The sequence below is a fragment of the Candidatus Gillettellia adelgis genome, from assembly GCA_020541285.1.
GTDB lineage: Bacteria > Pseudomonadota > Gammaproteobacteria > Enterobacterales > Enterobacteriaceae > Gillettellia > Gillettellia adelgis.
In genome coordinates, this window is the sequence record CP047043.1 from 1,025,989 (window position 1) to 1,045,984 (window position 19,996).

Here is a 19,996-nt window from a genome sequence, read left to right on the forward strand (position 1 = left end):
GTTGTCAACGTCTTTCCTGAGTATATAGACTGTTATAATTTTGTACAAATACTAGACGAGCATCATGTTGCTCTATATGAGTAGTCGCGCCATAAGCAACCACCACTTTTTTTGGACACAAGATCCAAACATGCTTCATGAGCTACTAACTCTTCATCATTAGCGTACACTACTTTCATGTTCAATGCTAATCGAACAATACGTTGAATATTTTTGGTGGAATCAATGTGCTGAATCTCGTTTTCTGGATGAAATACCATAGACGTCTGACCACCGGTCATTTCCAGGTATACTTCTGCTAAGATTTGAGCATCCAATAAAGCACCATGTAAGGTGCGCTTACTATTGTCTATCGCATAGCGATTGCATAGGGCATCAAGATTATTACGCTTGCCAGGAAACAAACGGCGAGCTATAATCAAGCTATCAGTAATAGTACAAAAGGTCTCAGTCTTCGGAATACCTTTTTGAAGTAATCGAAATTCATGATCTATAAAACCAATATCAAACGCTGCATTATGGATGACTAACTCGCTACCATATATAAAATCAAGAAATTCATCGGCGATCTTATCAAAAGTTGGCTTATCAGCTAAAAACTCATCGCTTATACCATGTATACTATAAGCTTCTGGATCCACCAACTGATCCGACTTAATATAGACATGGTAATGTCGGCCTGTTAAATGACGATTGATTACTTCCACCGCACCAATTTCAATGATACGATGACCTTCATAGTGCAATCCAAATTTATTAATGCCCGTCGTTTCTGTATCAAGAATAATCTGTTTTGTGTTAGTTAAAATCATATTTTAGTGCTCACGGCGCTCATTTATGTCAGACGTATCCTTTAATAACTAATCGGAAGAGTCTGCTGCAATGCTTAAAAAAGTAGAAATTTTTACCGATGGCTCCTGTCTTGGCAACCCAGGACCAGGAGGTTATGGTATAATAATCCGTTACAAACAGGTTGAAAAGCTCTTTAGTATGGGTTATCACTTAACCACTAATAACCGTATGGAGTTGATGGCGACGATTGTAGCGCTAGAAGCGTTAATTCCACCTTGTAACATAATCCTTAAGACCGATAGCCAGTACGTACACCAAGGAATAACTCAATGGGTTTTTAATTGGAAAAAACGCGGATGGAAAACCGCTAATAAACAACCCGTTAAGAATATTGACCTATGGAAGCACTTAGACTTAGTCATACATCGCCACCACATAACATGGAAATGGGTGAAAGGTCACGTTGGTCATATAGAAAACGAACGCTGTGATGTTCTAGCACGTGATGCGGCTAGCCATCCAACTCAGAAGGATAACGGCTATAATCCGGATGTTTAAGATAGTGTGTACGATAACTCTTGATCGCCTTTGCATCACGTCTGAAAACAACTTTGTTAGCCCTGCTTTCATCGGTGTGAGTAGCAACGGTAATGTACGTTTCCATGCCAAAATACTATTAATCTCCTAAAACTGGTATATGAGTACATAAAAACCTTCCACCTCTATTTCTGCCATGGTAATACATGACATCGCACTTGATATAATATCTCGTAATTCAATAAACTCAACCAATCTAGCATATGCATCTGACTAAACATTCAGCTAACATAAAGCTGTCGATCGCACCAACAGGAAAAAACTTACTTAATCCTCATAAACTAGGTGGCTTAAAGTCTCTAATTACTAACCAACTATTATCAATTAAAACTCGATCAACCTCACATAGTAAACGATAAGCATCATTAACATAGCAGAGCATGCGAGCTAGTAAGGACGTATCTAATGATTTTGTAAAAATGGAAACAGGAAACTTTCCGCAATAACTTACAGTGTATTCCCTGTTAACCATACATTTACCTGATGTAAGATGGTACATTGATCGGCCGACACACTGGCACGTAAGTCACTGAGCTTCAATAAATGAAAACCAAATAACTTTGACCACCATAGTCGTAACTGATATTCAAGCGCTCCCCGGAAGCACTCTCCCAATGGCAGTTCAGACCATAACGATGAGCCAATAAACTTTTCTAGAAAATGGACTAGTTTTATTATTTATAATCTTCTTTTATTTCAAATCGCTATTAACAAACTAAAGTATATAGATCTAATCTAAATTCTTGCTTTTATAGAAAAGAAATCTTTAATTCTTATTAAATAAAAATGTAAGAGTACCAGTATCAATGCAAAACAGCATCTTCTGTAGTAATACATTTAGATTAACCGTACTTTGTCAGTATTTATGAAATATTTGTACGTTAAACGTTAAATATCCGTTATATCGAAGCGCTTTCGTAACACTAGAGCATTTCTAACATGGCGGATTATAATATTTTCATTTACAGAGCATTTCTAAACTTTTATAAGAACGTATGAAGTTCTTCGTATAATTATCGGCGTAGAAGATAACTCCTACACCCAAGGAATCTTAAGATTAGAGAAGCAGGCAACAACAAAATTTAAGACCTCTTTTACTAATCAATAACTATAAATACATGTTAACAGCCAATACACATTCCATTTGCTGTAACATGCAATATAGACTTAATGCTTATATCTATAGTTCAAACTATGTGTTACGCTCCTAAACAGCATGATATATCTTTTTGGACCAAACCTACCTCACTGTCAGTGAATAAATCATCTCAAACTTTCAAGGGTAGTGTAATAGTCGGATAGAATATTGCGTATCCCAGCTAGCAAATTGAATAGATGATCAATACGTTTAGTGCAGAAGATTATTACCTTTTACTGTGCAATTTAAAAGACGCTGAACCAACACAACAATTTATTTTAGGTTTTAGTTAATTACTATGCAAGGGTTGCTATTAAAATGTTTGGATACATTGCTGGTCTTTTAGGCATTTTATATTTTAGTTTTCTTAGTGCGAGTGATTTTAACTACATGTGCGTAAGTGTTCATTGACATAATGGAGCATTTAGTATAAATCGCAAACAGCAAGAACATTCTTCTTCTTCACATATCTTTCAGTGACTTCACTGTATAATCCCAGCAATTTATTTCCTCCCTATCTTGTAACACTCTAATGATTTAAGGAACATGCAAAAAAAGTATTTCTTATGACAGAAGAGGTTTTCAATTTTTTGTTGAATCGAATGTTTCAATAAACTCACTCTCCACATAAACTTATGGTTTATGTTAGCTCAAAATATCAAGGCTGCATTAGTAATAGTAATTATATAACCACATTCTTCTAAGTGCTTATAAAAACGCGCTACCGCACCGTAGCAATTTTAAAGATTTTAGAAAAATACTTTGGATAAGTAGATAAACACTATTATATAATCTATCTAATTATGCATACTTAAAGACAATGGTGAGACACGACGACTATGTCTGTGGTAGATTTTTTGATCTATTCATGATATATTTTAGAAAATTCTTTAATTATTAGCTGGGAGTTATGATTAAAAATCATAATTACCACAGTATTTCGAGAATCAATCGTGCGACCCTGACTATTAATCAAACGATTATCACCAAATAACTGCATAACATGTTGCATATATCTCAATATGTTTTTCTGATTTATCTAACAGAACTAACACATAAGATCTTCAGCATACTGCTTCATTAGGTAACCACTCTCATCATTATTAAGATAACCCCGGAGATACACCTAACCGAAGAGATACTAAGTGATTATCCAGGAACGCAGACGCAAAAATTCACGATATTACTGTGGCGAGATCAAAAAGAAATAAACAGTGTTTTGCAAAGTGTTTTTACCTATTTTAGTCGGACCGACGAACAAAAAACAATAAATTTAACGATTAATCTGAGAATATCCGGAACAACTAAGACGAATCGCATTAGTAACGGCTATGTTGTACCACTGCGTTATGACTGATTACTCTTGCATGAAGTTTATGCTTGTCAGTATAGCAATTTATAACGTTTTAATTCTAATATTCTAACCACAAGCATACCTGTAATACACGCTAGCACTTCACCGATTTGTATATCGGTCACACGATTATGCAGTAACTTTATATTATTACTTTCAATTTACGACATAATAACTATTTTCTACAGACCAGGAATTTAACTATATGCATATCAGACATTTATTCTGAGTCATTAATACAACATACTGTCTCTAAAATAGACTATCCTACTATAGCTTAGCTTTGATATTCTACATATCGTAGAATAAATCTTTTCAGCTTGTAACCCTATTCTATGAAGAATACTCGTATTTTCTTTAATTCACGACTAGAACATCTTTATGTATTTCTTACAAGTGTCTTCAGATTCTTCATGCAATATGCTTGCTTTTCTAGTTTTTGTTGCGTAATGCGGTGTTCTACGTGATTGCGTAACTCCGGCTTAGCATTCATTGACATACGGATGCTAGCTACTCCTTCATCGATGAAATCAAATAGTTTTATTCAGAAATAAACGACTACTTTTATAACAGCAAGGCATTTGGGCTGCTATAACAATCTCTGGGTAATACTTTTAAACATGATGATACAACTCATTTCGTTCTTTCAAACATGCATAATAGTCACGTGATCATCTATAGACAGTACTGGAACATAAGGTTTTTTTTGAAATCGACGCGCAAGAACTGTCAATCTTTCGAAATATATTGACAAGACTCATTCGGGATAGTCACACTAATACAGTGCAGTCTTCCCCCTTGTGCTAATGCCGGCTTTATCATACCCCAACATTTATAAGCACCATTCATTCTCCATAAACTAACAAATAATGTATAATTCATCAATAAAAAGCTTTCTTTCTTTAGTGATAGTCTTTAAGACTCCGTTAGACGCCTTTCAACCTCTCTGGAACACTTAGCGCTAGTAATTCAGGGTGTATCTATATAATCTAAAGACAACGTACGTTTATACTGTAGTCTTTTAGAAACGTTTTTCTTTTTAGTACATTGTACGAAGTCTGCAATGATAACGATTTACCTACTCGAAATTCACTAAGTAAATCTGTTTATTTTGCACGATGCTTAATACATAAATAGTGCGATAACTTTCTTCGTCATAACTAACTCATTGATTAAATTTACTTGGCGCGGCACGTTGGATCATATCAATAGTATTATTTAATACCTTCAATGATATTTATTATATCAATTTTCGTTTTATCATTGCCTCGAATCTTCTACAGAGCTTTTCAAGTTTTATTCGCTATTGCGCCAGCAATGTTAATTGCTGAATTAAAGTGCTATGATCTTTAAATATTTTAAGAATCAACACTCAAAAAAAATAAAATTTTTTGGATCCTTGCTTTCATATTAACTGATTTCATAATTTTCAAAACACATAGAAAGTTTTTTAAATAGTTGAACCTTGCCACCCTTACCTTATATTTTAGTAAGCGAGACAATACTTTTAATTTTCGTGAATGTATACTCTACGTTAATACCAGATTAAGACAATACTCGAAGTACAACTTCACCTATCCAATGAAGTAGGATAGTTATTAAATATAACACCTTAAACTAGTTGTCAAACCCCAAACGATAATGACTAAGTATCTGTGATATGCGAGTTACAGTGTTATTTATTAAAGCAATCAGATTCTTAAGACCTCTAAGTTAGAGTGATAGCTACTACTAATTTTTCATTTAAAATAACAATCTACATCTTCAAAATTATATGCGTTATAATGCACATTGCATGTACATAAAATTTTCTCATATAGTTGGTCACTTTACTAATATAAACCTAAAATATTAATGAACCTTATCTATCTGCTCAGAATGAAGACTCTCGACAGCTGCTTCAGTCAATGCCTTACTAGCATAGTACTCTATTACCATAGAATCTCAAACGCAAAATATAATTAATATATTTCGACCTAAAATTTTTAGTATTATACTATGTAGTACTAAATTTTTTGCATTTAATGAGTTAAATTAGTCTCATAAAATGTACAATATATCTAGTTTTATTATATGAATACATATAATTTATTTAGTTACACTCATAGTAACCAGTGCTATCAGCAGCTTTTGCTACTCACACTGCAAAAGACTTACATAGCTAATATATAGAGAACGGCTTATTGTTATTCATGTGCTCAATAAGATTACGAATCTCCATTACAATATCTTATATCTATGAATACAACTAACCACTACAATTAACCAATCAAAGTAATCTTAGCGATAAGGTCGCTTTTCTCTCTAAAAACCACAACAGTTGCTCGCATATCCTATGTCAGGATTATTGCTGAACAATCTTAATGTAACAAAAGTCACCTAGAAGTTACGATTCATATCAGTTAGGAATTTTATTATTAAATATACGCTTACTGATAACGTCACCATAAATAAAGATCACAACAAGCGAATCTAGGCTAGTACCGTTATAACAGACTCAAAAACAACATATTTCTCATCTAATTAGACTGACATATTCGACAAAATTCATCAAATTAATGCAAATTACAGTTACATGTGGCCGTCTGATCTCAATATCCTCAATTGATTATGAGATAAGCTGAATTACATATTGATTCATTGCAATCTGTATACCTTAACGCTTAAAGTTTTCGCGAATCATATACGATAATATTTTTGCTAAATCCAAGTAGAATACTGCAGTAAACACAGTATGTTGTCTGAATGTTACATCTTTTAGTAAATCAAAGAACATTTGTGTGCTATCTATGGATTGCTTAGTGTTTTACATCTTTATATCAGGTATGAATATGGATTATAGCGATCGATATTGATGGTCAACATTCGTCTCTGTTATATAGGTATCACTCACTTTCAATGGTAATAACCGTTCCATCAAAAATAATACATAGCTTACTGAGTTACTCAGTAAATGTTCTGAACAACAATAAAACCCATAATTTACCATTAAATCAATCATATTCACGAATTACCTGACTCAATATATAGTGGAATTTTATTATACTTGTAACCTTTATAGAAGCATAATTAATACTGATTGCTAAAGACATAATTTTATTCCAGTAGATATTAGGATATATGCTAGATTGTGTTTCCTGTGTTAGATGAGCAAAATTAATCAACGTAGCTATATACTGATCGTTGGTATCTTATTCTAATTTTCATAAGCTTTTATAAAGATTTACTATGCTACCTTATTACATCTAATAATATACCAAACAGCTCTTTGTAGCCGAAACTACTGTAATATAGTCACTAAATTATGCCGAAATAATACGGAAGTATGCTGTTATTTATTGATTCACTTAGTTATTGCTTGCGTAGCTAGTAAAATTTATTATTAAATAGCTAATAAGTTTATGTATTCTATCGAAGTAATATAATTATCAGAATGCTAACTGTAGGGTTGAATAAAGTGTTATGTAAAAACTCACTGATGTGTTAATATTCGACAGCTTAGTGAAAGGGGTGCGAAGTTTTAGTAATCATATCTAATGTGTAGTTTTTTAAACTTATAGAATAACTGCAATTATAGCATAATCAGCTTTTTAAAGCATTTAAAAATAAGATAGTTAGAATGCTGTCTTCTGTATAAAGAAGCATGCCATTGTCTTGTTCATCAATATCATAAAACAACAACATTTCGACTCTAATAACTAGAGTGTAGAGCAGTGTGATTGCGATATTTTGTCAAATATACTGATATAAATGTATTTTTTCTTAGTAATAAATAAAACGAACATCACTAACGCTACTGTATAATTTTGTGTTTTAAATTTTTCGCTGTTCAGCCTGTAACGCAGTTATCAAATCGATCATATCTTGTGGCAAAGGTGCATACCACTCCATTTGGCTTCCAAAAATCGAGTAATGCATGCGTAACATAGTGGCATGCAACGCCTGGCGATCGAAGCTGCGCAGCATATTTATCAAGGCTGGTGGCGTACCTTTCGGTAATCGTAGGCGCCCGCCGTATACCTTATCACCCACCAGAGGATGGTGGATATGTGACATATGTACGCGAATCTGGTGAGTACGACCAGTTTCTAAACGCAAACGGAGGTGAGTATGAGTGTGAAATTTTTCTATCACTTGATAATGCGTCACTGCTGATTTACCTGCAGCATTCACTGCCATATGTGTGCGTTTAGTGATATGACGCGAAATAGGTTTATCCACCGTACCACCAGTAGTCATCGCACCTATCACGATAGCTTCGTATTCTCGTGTGATCTTTCGAGTCTTTAGAGCTTCTAGCAATCGAGCTTGTGCTGATATAGTTCTCGCTACTATCATTAAACCAGTAGTATCTTTATCTAAGCGATGCACGATACCTGCGCGAGGTACAGTAATGCTTTCCGGATAATAATGTAATAATGCATTCAGCATAGTACCGCCTGGATTACCAGTTCCAGGATGTACAACCAAATTACGTGGCTTATTGATTACCAGAATATCTCTATCCTTATAAATAATATCTAAGACAATCTTCTGTGGTTCCCAACAAGCAGCTACTTCTAAACTTTTAGAAATAGAAACTAACTCTCCACCCAGCACTTTTTCTTTTGGCTTATTTACCGTTTTACCATTAACCTGTACTTGATTCTTTAAAATCCACGCTTTGATGCGAGAACGTGAATAATCAGGGAATAATTTAACCATCGCTTGATCTAAGCGTTGTTTAACTTGAGATTCGGCGACCCTTGCAGTGATAGTTACTAGTGGCACCATATGCGGTATCTGACTTAACGTTGGGTTTTACAACTATATAATTGAATATAACATACATGTCTTGTATGACATAAAATATTCGCACTGTAAAATAATGTAAACTCCGCAGTTCCTAAGAAAAGTCAGGCTACGAGTGATTAGGATGAACCAAAACAAAGAGCGCATATGCAATAGTGAGTATGACAGTTATACTTAGTTTTTTTAAACAACTTACCGGATAGTCTCATAATACACTCTGAGGATAATAAAACGCCATGCAGAATATGAAATATCTGATAGTAATAGTTATATTTAGTTTATTGCTATCAGGTTGTTCCACTCATCAATACATAACGTCCAATAAACCACTGACAGAACATTATGCTCTGGCCCAAAAAAACATGCAGGACGGTAACTTCAAGGAAGCTATTGCACAACTAGAAACGTTAAATAAACGCTATCCTTTCGGGCCATATTCCCAACAGATTCAGCTAGATCTAATCTATTCGTACTATAAATCCAGCAACTTTATTTCAACTCAAGCATCTATTGATCGCTTATTGCGTGTGCATCCAACACATCCGAATATCGATTATGTTATGTACATGCACGGCTTAACTGATATGGCACTGAATGATAGTACATTACAAAGTTTCCTCAGAATTGATTGTTCAGATCGCGATCCGCAGAACGCGCGTGCTGCATTTCATGACTTCCACCAATTTATTTGGCGTTTTCCTAATAGCCAGTACGTCGCGGACGCTCATAAACGTTTAGTTTATCTAAAAGGACGTTTAGCTCAATACGAACTGTCAGTACTAAAATACTATATGAAACGCGGCGCTTACATTGCAGTTATTCATCGTGCTGAAGATATGTTATGTAAGTACCAAGATACTAAGGCAACCTATGATGCACTGCCATTCATGAAAGATGCTTATCAAGTATTACAATTAAACATAGAAGCCGAAAAAGTCGCCAAGTTAATCGACGCTAATCCAAGACATATGGGAACATCATACTAAAAAGCTATGGGGTGGACGTATATCTAGATCAATTAAATTAAATCAAGATATCAAAAAAAATAACAGATTGTATATGACTATGCCTATAGTCCGGGGAGAGTCAATCCGTCATTATAACTCTAATTTTTTAAGTTAGTCTTTCAAGTAACGGTTACAGAATTGCTATGTAAACTACTCTATATATTAGAGCTACCTACCATTTTCTTAAGTTTCTATTCTATTTAATGCCATTAAATAGAATCAGCTATAAAACTTAAAAAGTTTGCTTTCTTTGTCACTCAAATGATCCTCTTACTCTACTTAAGTAATATAAAATATCTATTATGACTATTTAACTATATATTTATATGGCGCGCCGATATTTTATAGTGTTGATTTTAAATTTTATTAATATACTTTAATTAAAAACATTTGCGCTGTTAAACTAAAATTATTTAATACTTTATAATCTTATTTATCGCTTAACATCTAAAATAGACTCAAGTTACTAAAGTAATTTTTACACTTACAAAATTATAAATTTTTTAGAATATGTTAACAGTTATAATGTAGCACTATTTATAGGAGATACATTTATTTATGATAATGGGCTTACAATAACGTACGATCATTCAAGAAAACGACACGTGAAGCATACTTTTAGGACTAAAAGCCAATACAATGCGTAATACTCAAAATTCGTATAGCATAACAGCGTATAAACAGTATTAATGCGTTAAGTTACACTGACGATAACGTATAAATAATAAACTATAGTGACTGAGTATGCTTAACGAAAAAACTAACAATTGTGCAATACTTAACCATGAACTAGTTCTAACAACGAGCTCACTAAGTTGAAGCTGGATTTAAGGCTAAAGTTTATATAATTTTAGACGAGTATATTAACAGGTATATATTTAAGTTACTGAGGAAAAGCTGCATCATATATAACTTCGCAATACTTGGTTTATAATTATTTTACTTTAACGGGTAATAGAACGTCTAGTTGCAGATCCAAGGGGAATACGATTATTCCATCTTAGTAGTTACCGTTAAGTTATTTTATCATATTAATTAATTTTAAAGTGCACGGTTAAGATTATAGAGGTGGTTTTTGTATTTCCACATAATCTCTACAAAATGTCGATATATATTGTAGTAAAATACCATACTTTACCGTAATACCTTTCAAGACAATCAAGCAAAAGGATCTTCTATATTTTTAGCGATCATTATCACATAGGATTTTCTTAACTTTACATAAAGATATCGAAGTATCTCTATATTATAGAGTATATATATTTTATATGAGTCAGATTAGTTTCCTTATTATAATAAAAATAATACTTCACTATTCAAAAACCGTATCTTTCGGATTACCGAGTAAGCTATATCGCTTAAGTTTAGTATAATTGATGATATTTAGACAGGTGAAACCGTTTTCGATTTTCTTTCCCTGTCTTGTCCAAAAAACATCTGATTATATCAGTTGTTCTGCAGTGGCTTCACTTCATTAAAAACAATCTGCCTCAGTTTGTCTAGTCTATTATTTTAGTTGTTATAAGCTATTAAAATCTATTTAACTTTTATGCAGTATTTACGAGATATACCAGGAAGCTTCTACAATTAGAGCGATGGTGGTACAGCTAACCACGTCATATGCAGTACGATAGATACTATTGCGGATGGTGTCATTGACACAGTGTTGAATCATAAATTATGTAATGGATAGTGGCACGTCTTCTAAAGAACCCTAAAAGCTTTGTGAGATGTTTATATATAAAATAGCTATAGACACTTTATATTTTAAACATACTCTACCCTTGCTAATAGCATACTGTATTATATTGATACAACACGACATAACATAAACATAATGAGGTTCAGCTATTCAGCTCACGTGCCAGACCTAAAAGTTACAGGAATGGTTTTACATGATTAGATTGTTCCCTATATTATAGTATACATAACTCACACCCTATACTAACTAAAAATTCGTACATTCAATGTATATAATTACAATATACATAGCTTAAAATTAAATATCTTTAATAATTCTGGGTATGCATACATCGAATAATAATGCTATTAACTGATCATAAATATAATTCTTCACAATCGAAGCTGAACACTTATCCCTGCAAGTATATATTCTTACAACTCATTGTGATTTAAATAATAAATAATAACTGTCACGCATACAAAATACATGAAAATCATATGCACTATCTACGTCTAAAAATAGATGCAATAAAATACAATAGATTGATATTATAATTTTATACAAAAAGTCGTACACCTTACACTAAAGTTGTATATAGCATCTTGAGTGTAAAACATATCGATTATCAGACGCAGTAATATATCAGGCAACCCTTCAAACCGCCTTATAACAACCATGTTATGGTAGTATTAGTAAGTACTATATTACGGCGATATTAGTTAGTACAAGGTGCCAATGTAACTATTACCGGAGTTTTTTTTAACAATCTACTCATTGCACATGGATAAGTATTGCATCTAGATTATAGAGAGGTATAATACACCTATATCTCATACATAGTGCTTTACTGCCGAAGTGGCGAAATAGGCAGACGCAGTTGATTCAAAATCAACCGTAGCAATACATGCCGGTTCAAGTCCGGCCTTCGGCACCAACCGCATATGAGTGAGTCTTTCTTAACTTAGATTGAGTACCTAAAGCTAAACCTTAAAGCATTCGTTTCAATTTTTAGTAAATACTAGTCAATTAATTTAATTCTAATATTCATTTGTTGTGACAAGTAAGATTGCAAATATTTTCTGATGTCATCATTTTGTTCTCACATAGCCCTTTAAATAGAATTATGGACATAGCTATGAACAATTGTAATTGCATCTTTAAACTAACTGCCTAAGTTAAGCATGATTTTTGCTATAAACACTTATATACTTACAAGTTTTGCAATACTTGTTTTGTAATCAAACTTTATCTTTATAACTGTAAATCAAGCATATTTATAAAATCTTGTATCTCTGGTAATTACAGGTATATACCATCACACTTTAAACTCACAGAAACCAGAAAGATGGTCAATTAAAAAATATAAATAACAGCAATGTTCTGTATTAAAAGTAGGTTAACACATATATAACCTCGAGTATAATAAATATCGATTAGTATTATGATGAGTACATAACCGCAAAGTAAGTGATAACAGTTCTTTGCTATTATAAGATAGGATATCCGATTCATGAGTAAACCAGTGCTTACCATACATGGTAATACAGGTACACAAAAACCTACAGTGAACGCTCGGTTGCAATTGCCACCACAACGCGTATTGACGGTACGCAACTTAAGTGTCAACTTTTATCAGAAAGATAACACTGTTCAGGCCGTACGTAATTTATGTTTTGAGGTCAATCGTGGCGAAACGCTAGCGATTGTAGGTGAATCGGGTTCTGGTAAATCAGTCACCTCGTTGGCACTCATGCGATTAGTTGAGCATGATGGTGGTCATATCATTAGCGGCATATCAGCGTTTCGTCGCCGTAACGGTGAAGTAGTTGATTTAATACATATGCCTCAAAACACATTACAAAAAGTACGTGGGGCAGATATTGCGATGGTCTTTCAGGAACCAATGACTTCACTTAACCCAGTATTTCCTATAGGGGTGCAAATTACTGAATCATTACAGTTACATCAACGCATAGATAATCGTAGCGCTCAGATAGAAGCGCTACGCATGCTAGATCTAGTGTGTATCCCAGAGGCTCCAGCCATGCTTAGACGTTACCCGTATCAATTGTCTGGCGGCATGCGTCAGAGAGTAATGATCGCTATAGCGCTTGCCTGCAAGCCATCACTCCTAATTGCTGATGAACCTACCACTGCACTAGATGTCACGATTCAAGCGCAAATTTTGCAATTAATACAGATGTTGCAACAAGAAATGCAGATGGCAGTAATCTTTATTAGCCATGATATGGGGGTGGTAGCAAGAATCTCAGATCGAGTACTGGTAATGTATCACGGTGAGCAAGTAGAACAAAACACCGTACATCAATTGTTTTCTGCACCACAACATTCTTACACTCAAGCATTACTAATGGCAGTACCAAAGCTAGGAGCAATGGCAGATACACGCTTTCCAGTTAAATTCCCTATAGCAAATAAAAATGAAAAAAGTATACCACAAGATACCGTGTTAACTGACTCCCCACCCATCATACAAGTAAAACATTTAATCACGCGTTTCAATCTGCGCAGCGGCATCCTGAATCGTATCACTCATCGAGTACATGCTGTAGAAAATATAAGTTTTGATATTTATCCCGGTGAAACACTGGGGCTTGTAGGCGAATCGGGCTGCGGAAAATCTACTGCCGGTCGAGCACTTCTAAAGCTCGTAGATAGTCAGCATGGAACAATTACTTTTAATGGCTGCCAGATTAATCGATTGCATGGTGTAGCATTGCAGCGACTGCGTCAAGACATCCAGATTATCTTTCAGGATCCTTATGCTGCACTTGATCCACGACTAACAGTCGGTTTCTCTATCATGGAGCCACTCCTAGTACATCATATCATGACTACAAAAGAAGCACGACGACGAGTAGCCACTCTGCTTGAGCGTGTTGGGTTGTTACCAGAGCATGCGCTACGCTATCCTCATGAATTCTCTGGTGGCCAACGTCAACGAATTTGTATTGCACGTGCCATCGCATTAAACCCAAAATTGCTTGTCGCTGATGAAGCAGTGTCAGCGCTTGATGTATCTATCCAAGCGCAAATTATTAATCTATTATTTGATTTACAACGCGAGCTTGGTATTGCCTTCTTATTTATTTCTCATGATATAGCAGTGATAGAACGCATTAGCCATCGCGTAGCAGTGATGTATATGGGGCAGATCGTAGAAATTGGCCCACGGCAAGCTGTATTCAACCACCCACAACATGCTTACACTCGACAACTGATGGCAGCAGTGCTAATTGCGGATCCTAATCACACTTACCAATATCAGCGGCTATGGGTAAATGACATGCCTAGCTCAATTCGTGCGTTGGGCGATGAACCTATTACTGCGCCGCTCGTAGAGATTGATCCTGGGCATTTTGTTGCGCGTCATCCGATTTCTAATATCTTCTAAAATATTTATAGAGAGCAGCAAGATGAAGCGCATAATTAACTGTAATGTACTAGTAGCGTCCCTTCTGCTAGCAGGAACTAGTCCGGCTTTGGCGTCAAAGGATATAGTCATCGCTGTGGCTTCAAATTTTACTACACTTGATCCTTATGATGCCAATGATACTCTATCTCAAGCGGTTTCTAAGTCATTTTATCAGGGATTATTTGGTTTTAACAAACATATGAAGCGAGTGAACGTACTCGCGAATAGCTATACAATCAGTAAAGATGGTCTTACCTATATTATTAATTTACATCAAGGTATTAAATTTCATGACGGCACTCTATTTCAATGCTCAAGCAGTGAAAATCAACCTTGATCGTGCTAGCCAACCAACTAACCACCTAAAACGCTATCACCTATTTAAAATGATCGACAAAACAGAGGTAATAAATGACAATAAAGTTAAAATTATGTTAAAACAACCCTTTTCAGCATTCATCAATAATCTTGCGCACCCAGCGGCTGCCATCATTTCTCCAAAAGCACTCGCATATTATGGAAAACATATCGGGTTTCACCCGGTCGGTACTGGACCCTATCAGTTTGTCACCTGGAATCAAACTGAATTCGTTAAAGTGAAAAAATTCAATAACTACTGGAAGTTTGGATTACCAAAACTCGATAGTATCACTTGGCGACCAGTAGTTGATAATAACAGCCGTGCAGCAATGTTACAGACCGGTGAAGCTACCTTTATCTTCCCCGTACCATATGAGCAAGCTAAGATGCTTTCAGAAAACTCAAAGCTAAATGTAGCAGTAGAGCCATCCATTCAACAGCGTTATATTAGTTTAAATGTTACTCAAAAACCATTTGATAATTTAAAGGTACGACAGGCACTAAATTATGCCATTAATAAAGAAATGCTAATTAAAGTAGCATTTTCTGGCTATGCAGTGCCGGCGGAAGGGCCAGTTCCATCGATGATCGAATTTACTACTCGCTATCAACCATGGCCATATAATCCTTCTAAGGCACGTCAGTTACTTAAAGAAGCGGGCTACCCAAACGGTTTTACTTCCATCTTATGGTCGTCTCATAACCATAGTACCGCGCAAAAAGTATTACAGTATGTTCAGAATCAACTGGCGCAGGTAGGAGTAAAGGTCATGATAACCGCTATGGACGCCGGACAACGTGCAGCCAAAGTAGAAAGTATTGGAGTACAAGATACTGAAGTGCGTATGCTCTATACTGGCTGGTCTGCATCGACTGGCGAGGCAGATTGGGCCCTATCGCCACTATTTTTAAGTCAAGCAGCGCCTCCTAAACAGTTTAACACTGCGTTTTATAAGAACACACACGTAGATGATGATTTAAGTGCTGCATTAACCACGACTAATCACACTGAGAAACAAAAACTTTATCAGGATGCACAAAATCGTATTTGGGCCGACGCACCATGGATCTTTCTAACAACTGAACGCTTACTCTCGGCCTATAATAAACAACTAAGCGGTTTCTACGTCATGCCTGATGTCTCATTTAACTTTGATAATGCTAATCTCCAGTAAAATACTGTCCTTCTTCTTTTACTTATTAGAATATTAGAAATAACTGGAATTAACTGAGATGCTGAATTATTTTCTAAAACGATTGTTGGGTTTAATCCCCACACTGCTGATAGTAGCAGTATTAGTATTTTTATTTGTGCACACAATGCCAGGTGATCCAGCTAGACTCGTAGCGGGGGCAGAGGCTGATCAAGAAGTAGTGCAATTAGTTCGTCAAGATTTAGGCCTTGATAAGTCGTTACTTCAACAGTTTGTTCATTTTTTCATTAACGTGCTGCGAGGAAATTTCGGTATTTCAATAGCATCAAAACGCCCAGTATGCGAAGAAATCGCATCGCGTTTTATGTCAACCTTTTGGTTAACAATCACCAGTATGCTATGGGCAGTAATCTTTGGTCTTGCAGTTGGTATAATATCAGCAATATGGCGTAATCGCTGGCCAGACTACCTCGGCATGATCTTAGCAGTATTAGGTCTTTCGTTCCCACCGTTTGCGCTTGGTATGTTATTAATGCAAATTTTTTCAGTCAATTTCGGATGGTTACCGACAATTGGTGCTGACAGTTGGCGTCACTACATCTTACCCTCTATTACATTGGGAGCTGCAGTAGCAGCAATAATTGCACGCTTTACTCGCACTTCATTGGTGGAAGTATTACAGGATAACTATATACGCACCGCACGTGCTAAGGGTGTGCCAGAAATCTTAGTAGTGATAAAACACGCGCTACGTAATGCAATGATCCCATTAGTAACCATGATAGGTCTGCAATTTGGATTTTTACTCGGCGGTTCAATCGTAGTAGAGAAGGTATTCAATTGGCCAGGGCTCGGACGATTATTAGTCGATTCAGTAGAAATGCGTGATTACCCGGTAATTCAAGCTGAAGTGTTATTATTTTCATTAGAGTTTATTTTAATCAATCTACTAGCAGATATCCTATACGCAGCCGTTAACCCAACAATACGCTACCAACGAGGAAAGGCATGATTAAATATTGGAGATACAGCACCCTAGTGAAGAAAAAACCAATCCTTGAGTTCCATTTAGTGCGTACACCCTGGCATGAGTTTTTCCGACGTTTTAGGCAGCAAAATATAGCGATAATTTCTGGTCTCGTGCTGCTGCTGCTCATGCTTGCTTCGCTATTAGCACCATATATTGAACCCTTTGATGCAGAAAACTATGTTGATTATGATAAGATAAACGACGGTCCTTCATTAATGCACTGGATGGGTTTAGATTCTTTGGGAAGAGATATTTTCAGTCGCCTCTTGATGGGATCGCGTATCTCGTTGGCAGTAGGTGTATTATCAGTGTTAGTTGGTGGGATGATAGGAACCTTGCTCGGGCTACTAGCTGGCTACTATGAAAACGTATGGGACCGTCTTACTATGCGTATATGCGATGTACTATTTGCTTTTCCTGGTATCCTACTAGCACTTAGTATAGTAGCGATTATGGGCAACGGTATAGCAAATTTAGCTATCGCAGTAACGGTTTTTAGTATTCCAGCTTTCGCTAGATTAGTACGAGGAAATACGTTGCTACTAAAACGCTTAACTTATATCGAGTCAGCACGCAGCATTGGTGCTTCAAACTGGACTATCATTTTATGGCATATTTTACCAGGAATTCTCCCTTCTATAATAGTGTATTGTACCCTGCGTATTGGTACTTCGATTATTACAGCGGCCAGCCTTTCTTTTCTTGGTCTTGGTGCGCAACCGCCAACCCCAGAATGGGGAGCCATGCTGAATGAAGCAAAGGCTGATATGATCATTGCACCTCATGTCGCAATTTTTCCAATCTTGGCGATATGTTTTAGCGTCATGGCGTTTCATCTTTTAGGCGATGGATTGCGAAATGCTTTGATTCCACAACTAAAAGAGTAAAAGAAACATTAAAACAATACACATAGTAACTAGATAAACATCGCATATTCCGCGACATAGTATAAAGTTAACTAAGTGTACACAACTTACTACAATCTATTAACAAATACATCAGGTATTTCCTTAGGTTTCTATTTGTTGCTCAATCATAAGTACTACAGTGCTAAAACTAAATGTATAACATGCTATTGTAACTAGTACTGTAGAATTTTAGCTACATGACTTGTATAGCACAGCAATATCTTTTGGTCATACAACAACCCAATCAACCTAACATACTCATGTATACGTCAGTAACGCTACAAAGTAAGAGAATCTACTAAAATTAAAACGGTGCAATAACTATTTAATATGGTCTTTACTAATGATGAAATCCTGTGGTTCAAACCGCACTCAGTAGTGTAACTGAATGATACCATTATTTTTTAATATAAAAAGTTAGAATCTGTAAAACAATTTTAATGCACCATTACAATTAAACCGACTCTTTTTGATAGCCTGTCTCCTTCCGTATTTAATATAATTTGGAGATAACGAGGTCAATACTTAATAGGTTATGCTATATTATTAAAAGTTTGTTCTTTAATGTTATCACGGTAATAGTATCCTGATGATGATTATTGTGCAACTATATACTAAAAATGCTTCTACATTAACTATTACACTTATAATTAATAAATTATCTATAATAATATTACATAGACTTTCTATGGAAGAGCCCTATTTCATTATCATAAGAACTAAATTTTTGCTTAATACTAGAACAGATCCCTCTGTATTAAAGATGTTCTTATGAATAAACACGTCATTATATAAGCTATACTTATAGCTTAAAATCACTAAAATCAAGCCTAATTGTTTAAGCTTGTCACCTTCATGATACTTTGATATATCTGTATATCAGCGAGCTACTACATACTAGAAAACTACTACCCTCCACCCTCCACTAAGGACTCTGGTAGCGACTGGACGTAGCATAAAGGACAAAGCTAATCATGTTATTCAATAAATAGTTTATTTCAAATAAACAAGATAATACAGCGGATTAATGAATCGTAAGATATCTATTTGCATGCTTCTAAGTCTGACTATATATCCGAATAAATAGTTTGAAAATTAAAGAACACTGCTCCTTCTATCTACTGCGTTTTCTATCTATTGTATATATAATGACGAACTTAAAACTAAGGTACATAGAAGTTTATGAAAATTCAAAAGAAAACGGGAAATAAACAGTTATTCTTATGCATGAATCTGTTGATCTACACAAGAAACAACTTCTATTTTATCGCAATTAAATTGTGCATCTTATCACACAGATAATCTATGTATATTTTTATATGCTATAAAATAGCAATACAAAATGAACAATACAACATGTATTATTCCTATCTACTATCCCCTCCTTACAATAAAATCTGTATTTAATAGCATTTAAAACAAAGATAAAACAATACGATTGTCACTATTGCGCTTTAAAAACAATATTTATATAGGAAACATATCACTTCTGCGGCAATAAATTTTTAGTCTAACTAAAATAGACGTATAGACTTTATGCTAACTTATAAAAAATCGAAGAACAACATGCATGCTAATGAATCACAGAAATAACCAAAATTTATGTGTATTTCATCTGAGAAACTTGTATTTCATTTAGCTTGTAGATGTTTTTAAAACTTATATGATGTATGCTTACTCTGTAATTACTAGAGCAATCAGCAATTACAGACCACATAACACGCACGATCAAAAACAACTTTTCA

General features: G+C 35.0%; 8 protein-coding genes, 1 tRNA gene and 2 pseudogenes. 7 read left to right on the plus strand and 4 right to left on the minus strand.

Translation table 11 applies throughout. The annotated features are described in order from the left end of the window. Positions 1-62: 62 nt before the first annotated feature. Positions 63-812 carry a DNA polymerase III subunit epsilon gene (gene dnaQ, locus GIY03_RS02310; RefSeq protein WP_457913526.1) on the minus strand — a complete coding sequence of 250 codons (750 nt, stop codon included), beginning with the start codon at positions 810-812 and terminating at the stop codon, positions 63-65. Positions 813-882: 70 nt separating this feature from the next. Here dnaQ and rnhA point away from each other — a divergent pair, with 70 nt between their 5' ends. Further along, positions 883-1,350 (plus strand): ribonuclease HI, encoded by a 468-nt coding sequence (gene rnhA, locus GIY03_RS02315; RefSeq protein ID WP_457913527.1) that lies wholly within the window; start codon positions 883-885, stop codon positions 1,348-1,350. Here the strand turns inward: rnhA and GIY03_RS02320 are convergent. The 3 genes and pseudogenes from GIY03_RS02320 to rluD all read right to left on the minus strand — a co-directional run bounded on the left by GIY03_RS02320 (position 1,304) and on the right by rluD (position 8,654). Next, positions 1,304-2,064: pseudogene (locus tag GIY03_RS02320) on the minus strand (SAM-dependent methyltransferase). The gene rnhA and the pseudogene GIY03_RS02320 sit on opposite strands and share 47 nt — an antisense overlap. A gap of 2,546 nt (positions 2,065-4,610) precedes the next feature. Beyond that, complete coding sequence (locus tag GIY03_RS02325; protein ID WP_457913528.1) at positions 4,611-4,763, minus strand: hypothetical protein; 153 nt, start codon at positions 4,761-4,763, stop codon at positions 4,611-4,613. 2,931 nt (positions 4,764-7,694) lie between these two features. Beyond that, positions 7,695-8,654, minus strand: a complete 960-nt coding sequence (gene rluD, locus GIY03_RS02330) for a 23S rRNA pseudouridine(1911/1915/1917) synthase RluD (protein ID WP_457913529.1) — start codon at positions 8,652-8,654, stop codon at positions 7,695-7,697. A 254-nt stretch (positions 8,655-8,908) separates the two neighbouring features. On the opposite strand from rluD, the gene bamD reads away from it, so the two are divergent. The 6 genes and pseudogenes from bamD to gsiD all read left to right on the plus strand — a co-directional run bounded on the left by bamD (position 8,909) and on the right by gsiD (position 18,230). Further along, positions 8,909-9,658: an outer membrane protein assembly factor BamD gene (gene bamD, locus GIY03_RS02335; RefSeq protein ID WP_457913530.1), complete on the plus strand. Its 750-nt coding sequence runs from the start codon at positions 8,909-8,911 to the stop codon at positions 9,656-9,658. Between the two features lie 2,554 nt (positions 9,659-12,212). After that, a tRNA-Leu gene (locus GIY03_RS02340) sits at positions 12,213-12,297 on the plus strand. 576 nt (positions 12,298-12,873) lie between these two features. Next, positions 12,874-14,778 carry a dipeptide ABC transporter ATP-binding protein gene (locus GIY03_RS02345; protein ID WP_457913531.1) on the plus strand — a complete coding sequence of 635 codons (1,905 nt, stop codon included), beginning with the start codon at positions 12,874-12,876 and terminating at the stop codon, positions 14,776-14,778. Positions 14,779-14,800: 22 nt separating this feature from the next. Next, positions 14,801-16,334, plus strand: a pseudogene (gsiB, locus tag GIY03_RS02350) (glutathione ABC transporter substrate-binding protein GsiB). Between the two features lie 58 nt (positions 16,335-16,392). Continuing rightward, complete coding sequence (gene gsiC / locus GIY03_RS02355) at positions 16,393-17,325, plus strand: glutathione ABC transporter permease GsiC (protein WP_457913532.1); 933 nt, start codon at positions 16,393-16,395, stop codon at positions 17,323-17,325. Then, complete coding sequence (gsiD, locus tag GIY03_RS02360) at positions 17,322-18,230, plus strand: glutathione ABC transporter permease GsiD (RefSeq protein ID WP_457913533.1); 909 nt, start codon at positions 17,322-17,324, stop codon at positions 18,228-18,230. Before gsiC ends, gsiD begins: the two co-directional genes overlap by 4 nt. Positions 18,231-19,996 lie beyond the last annotated feature (1,766 nt).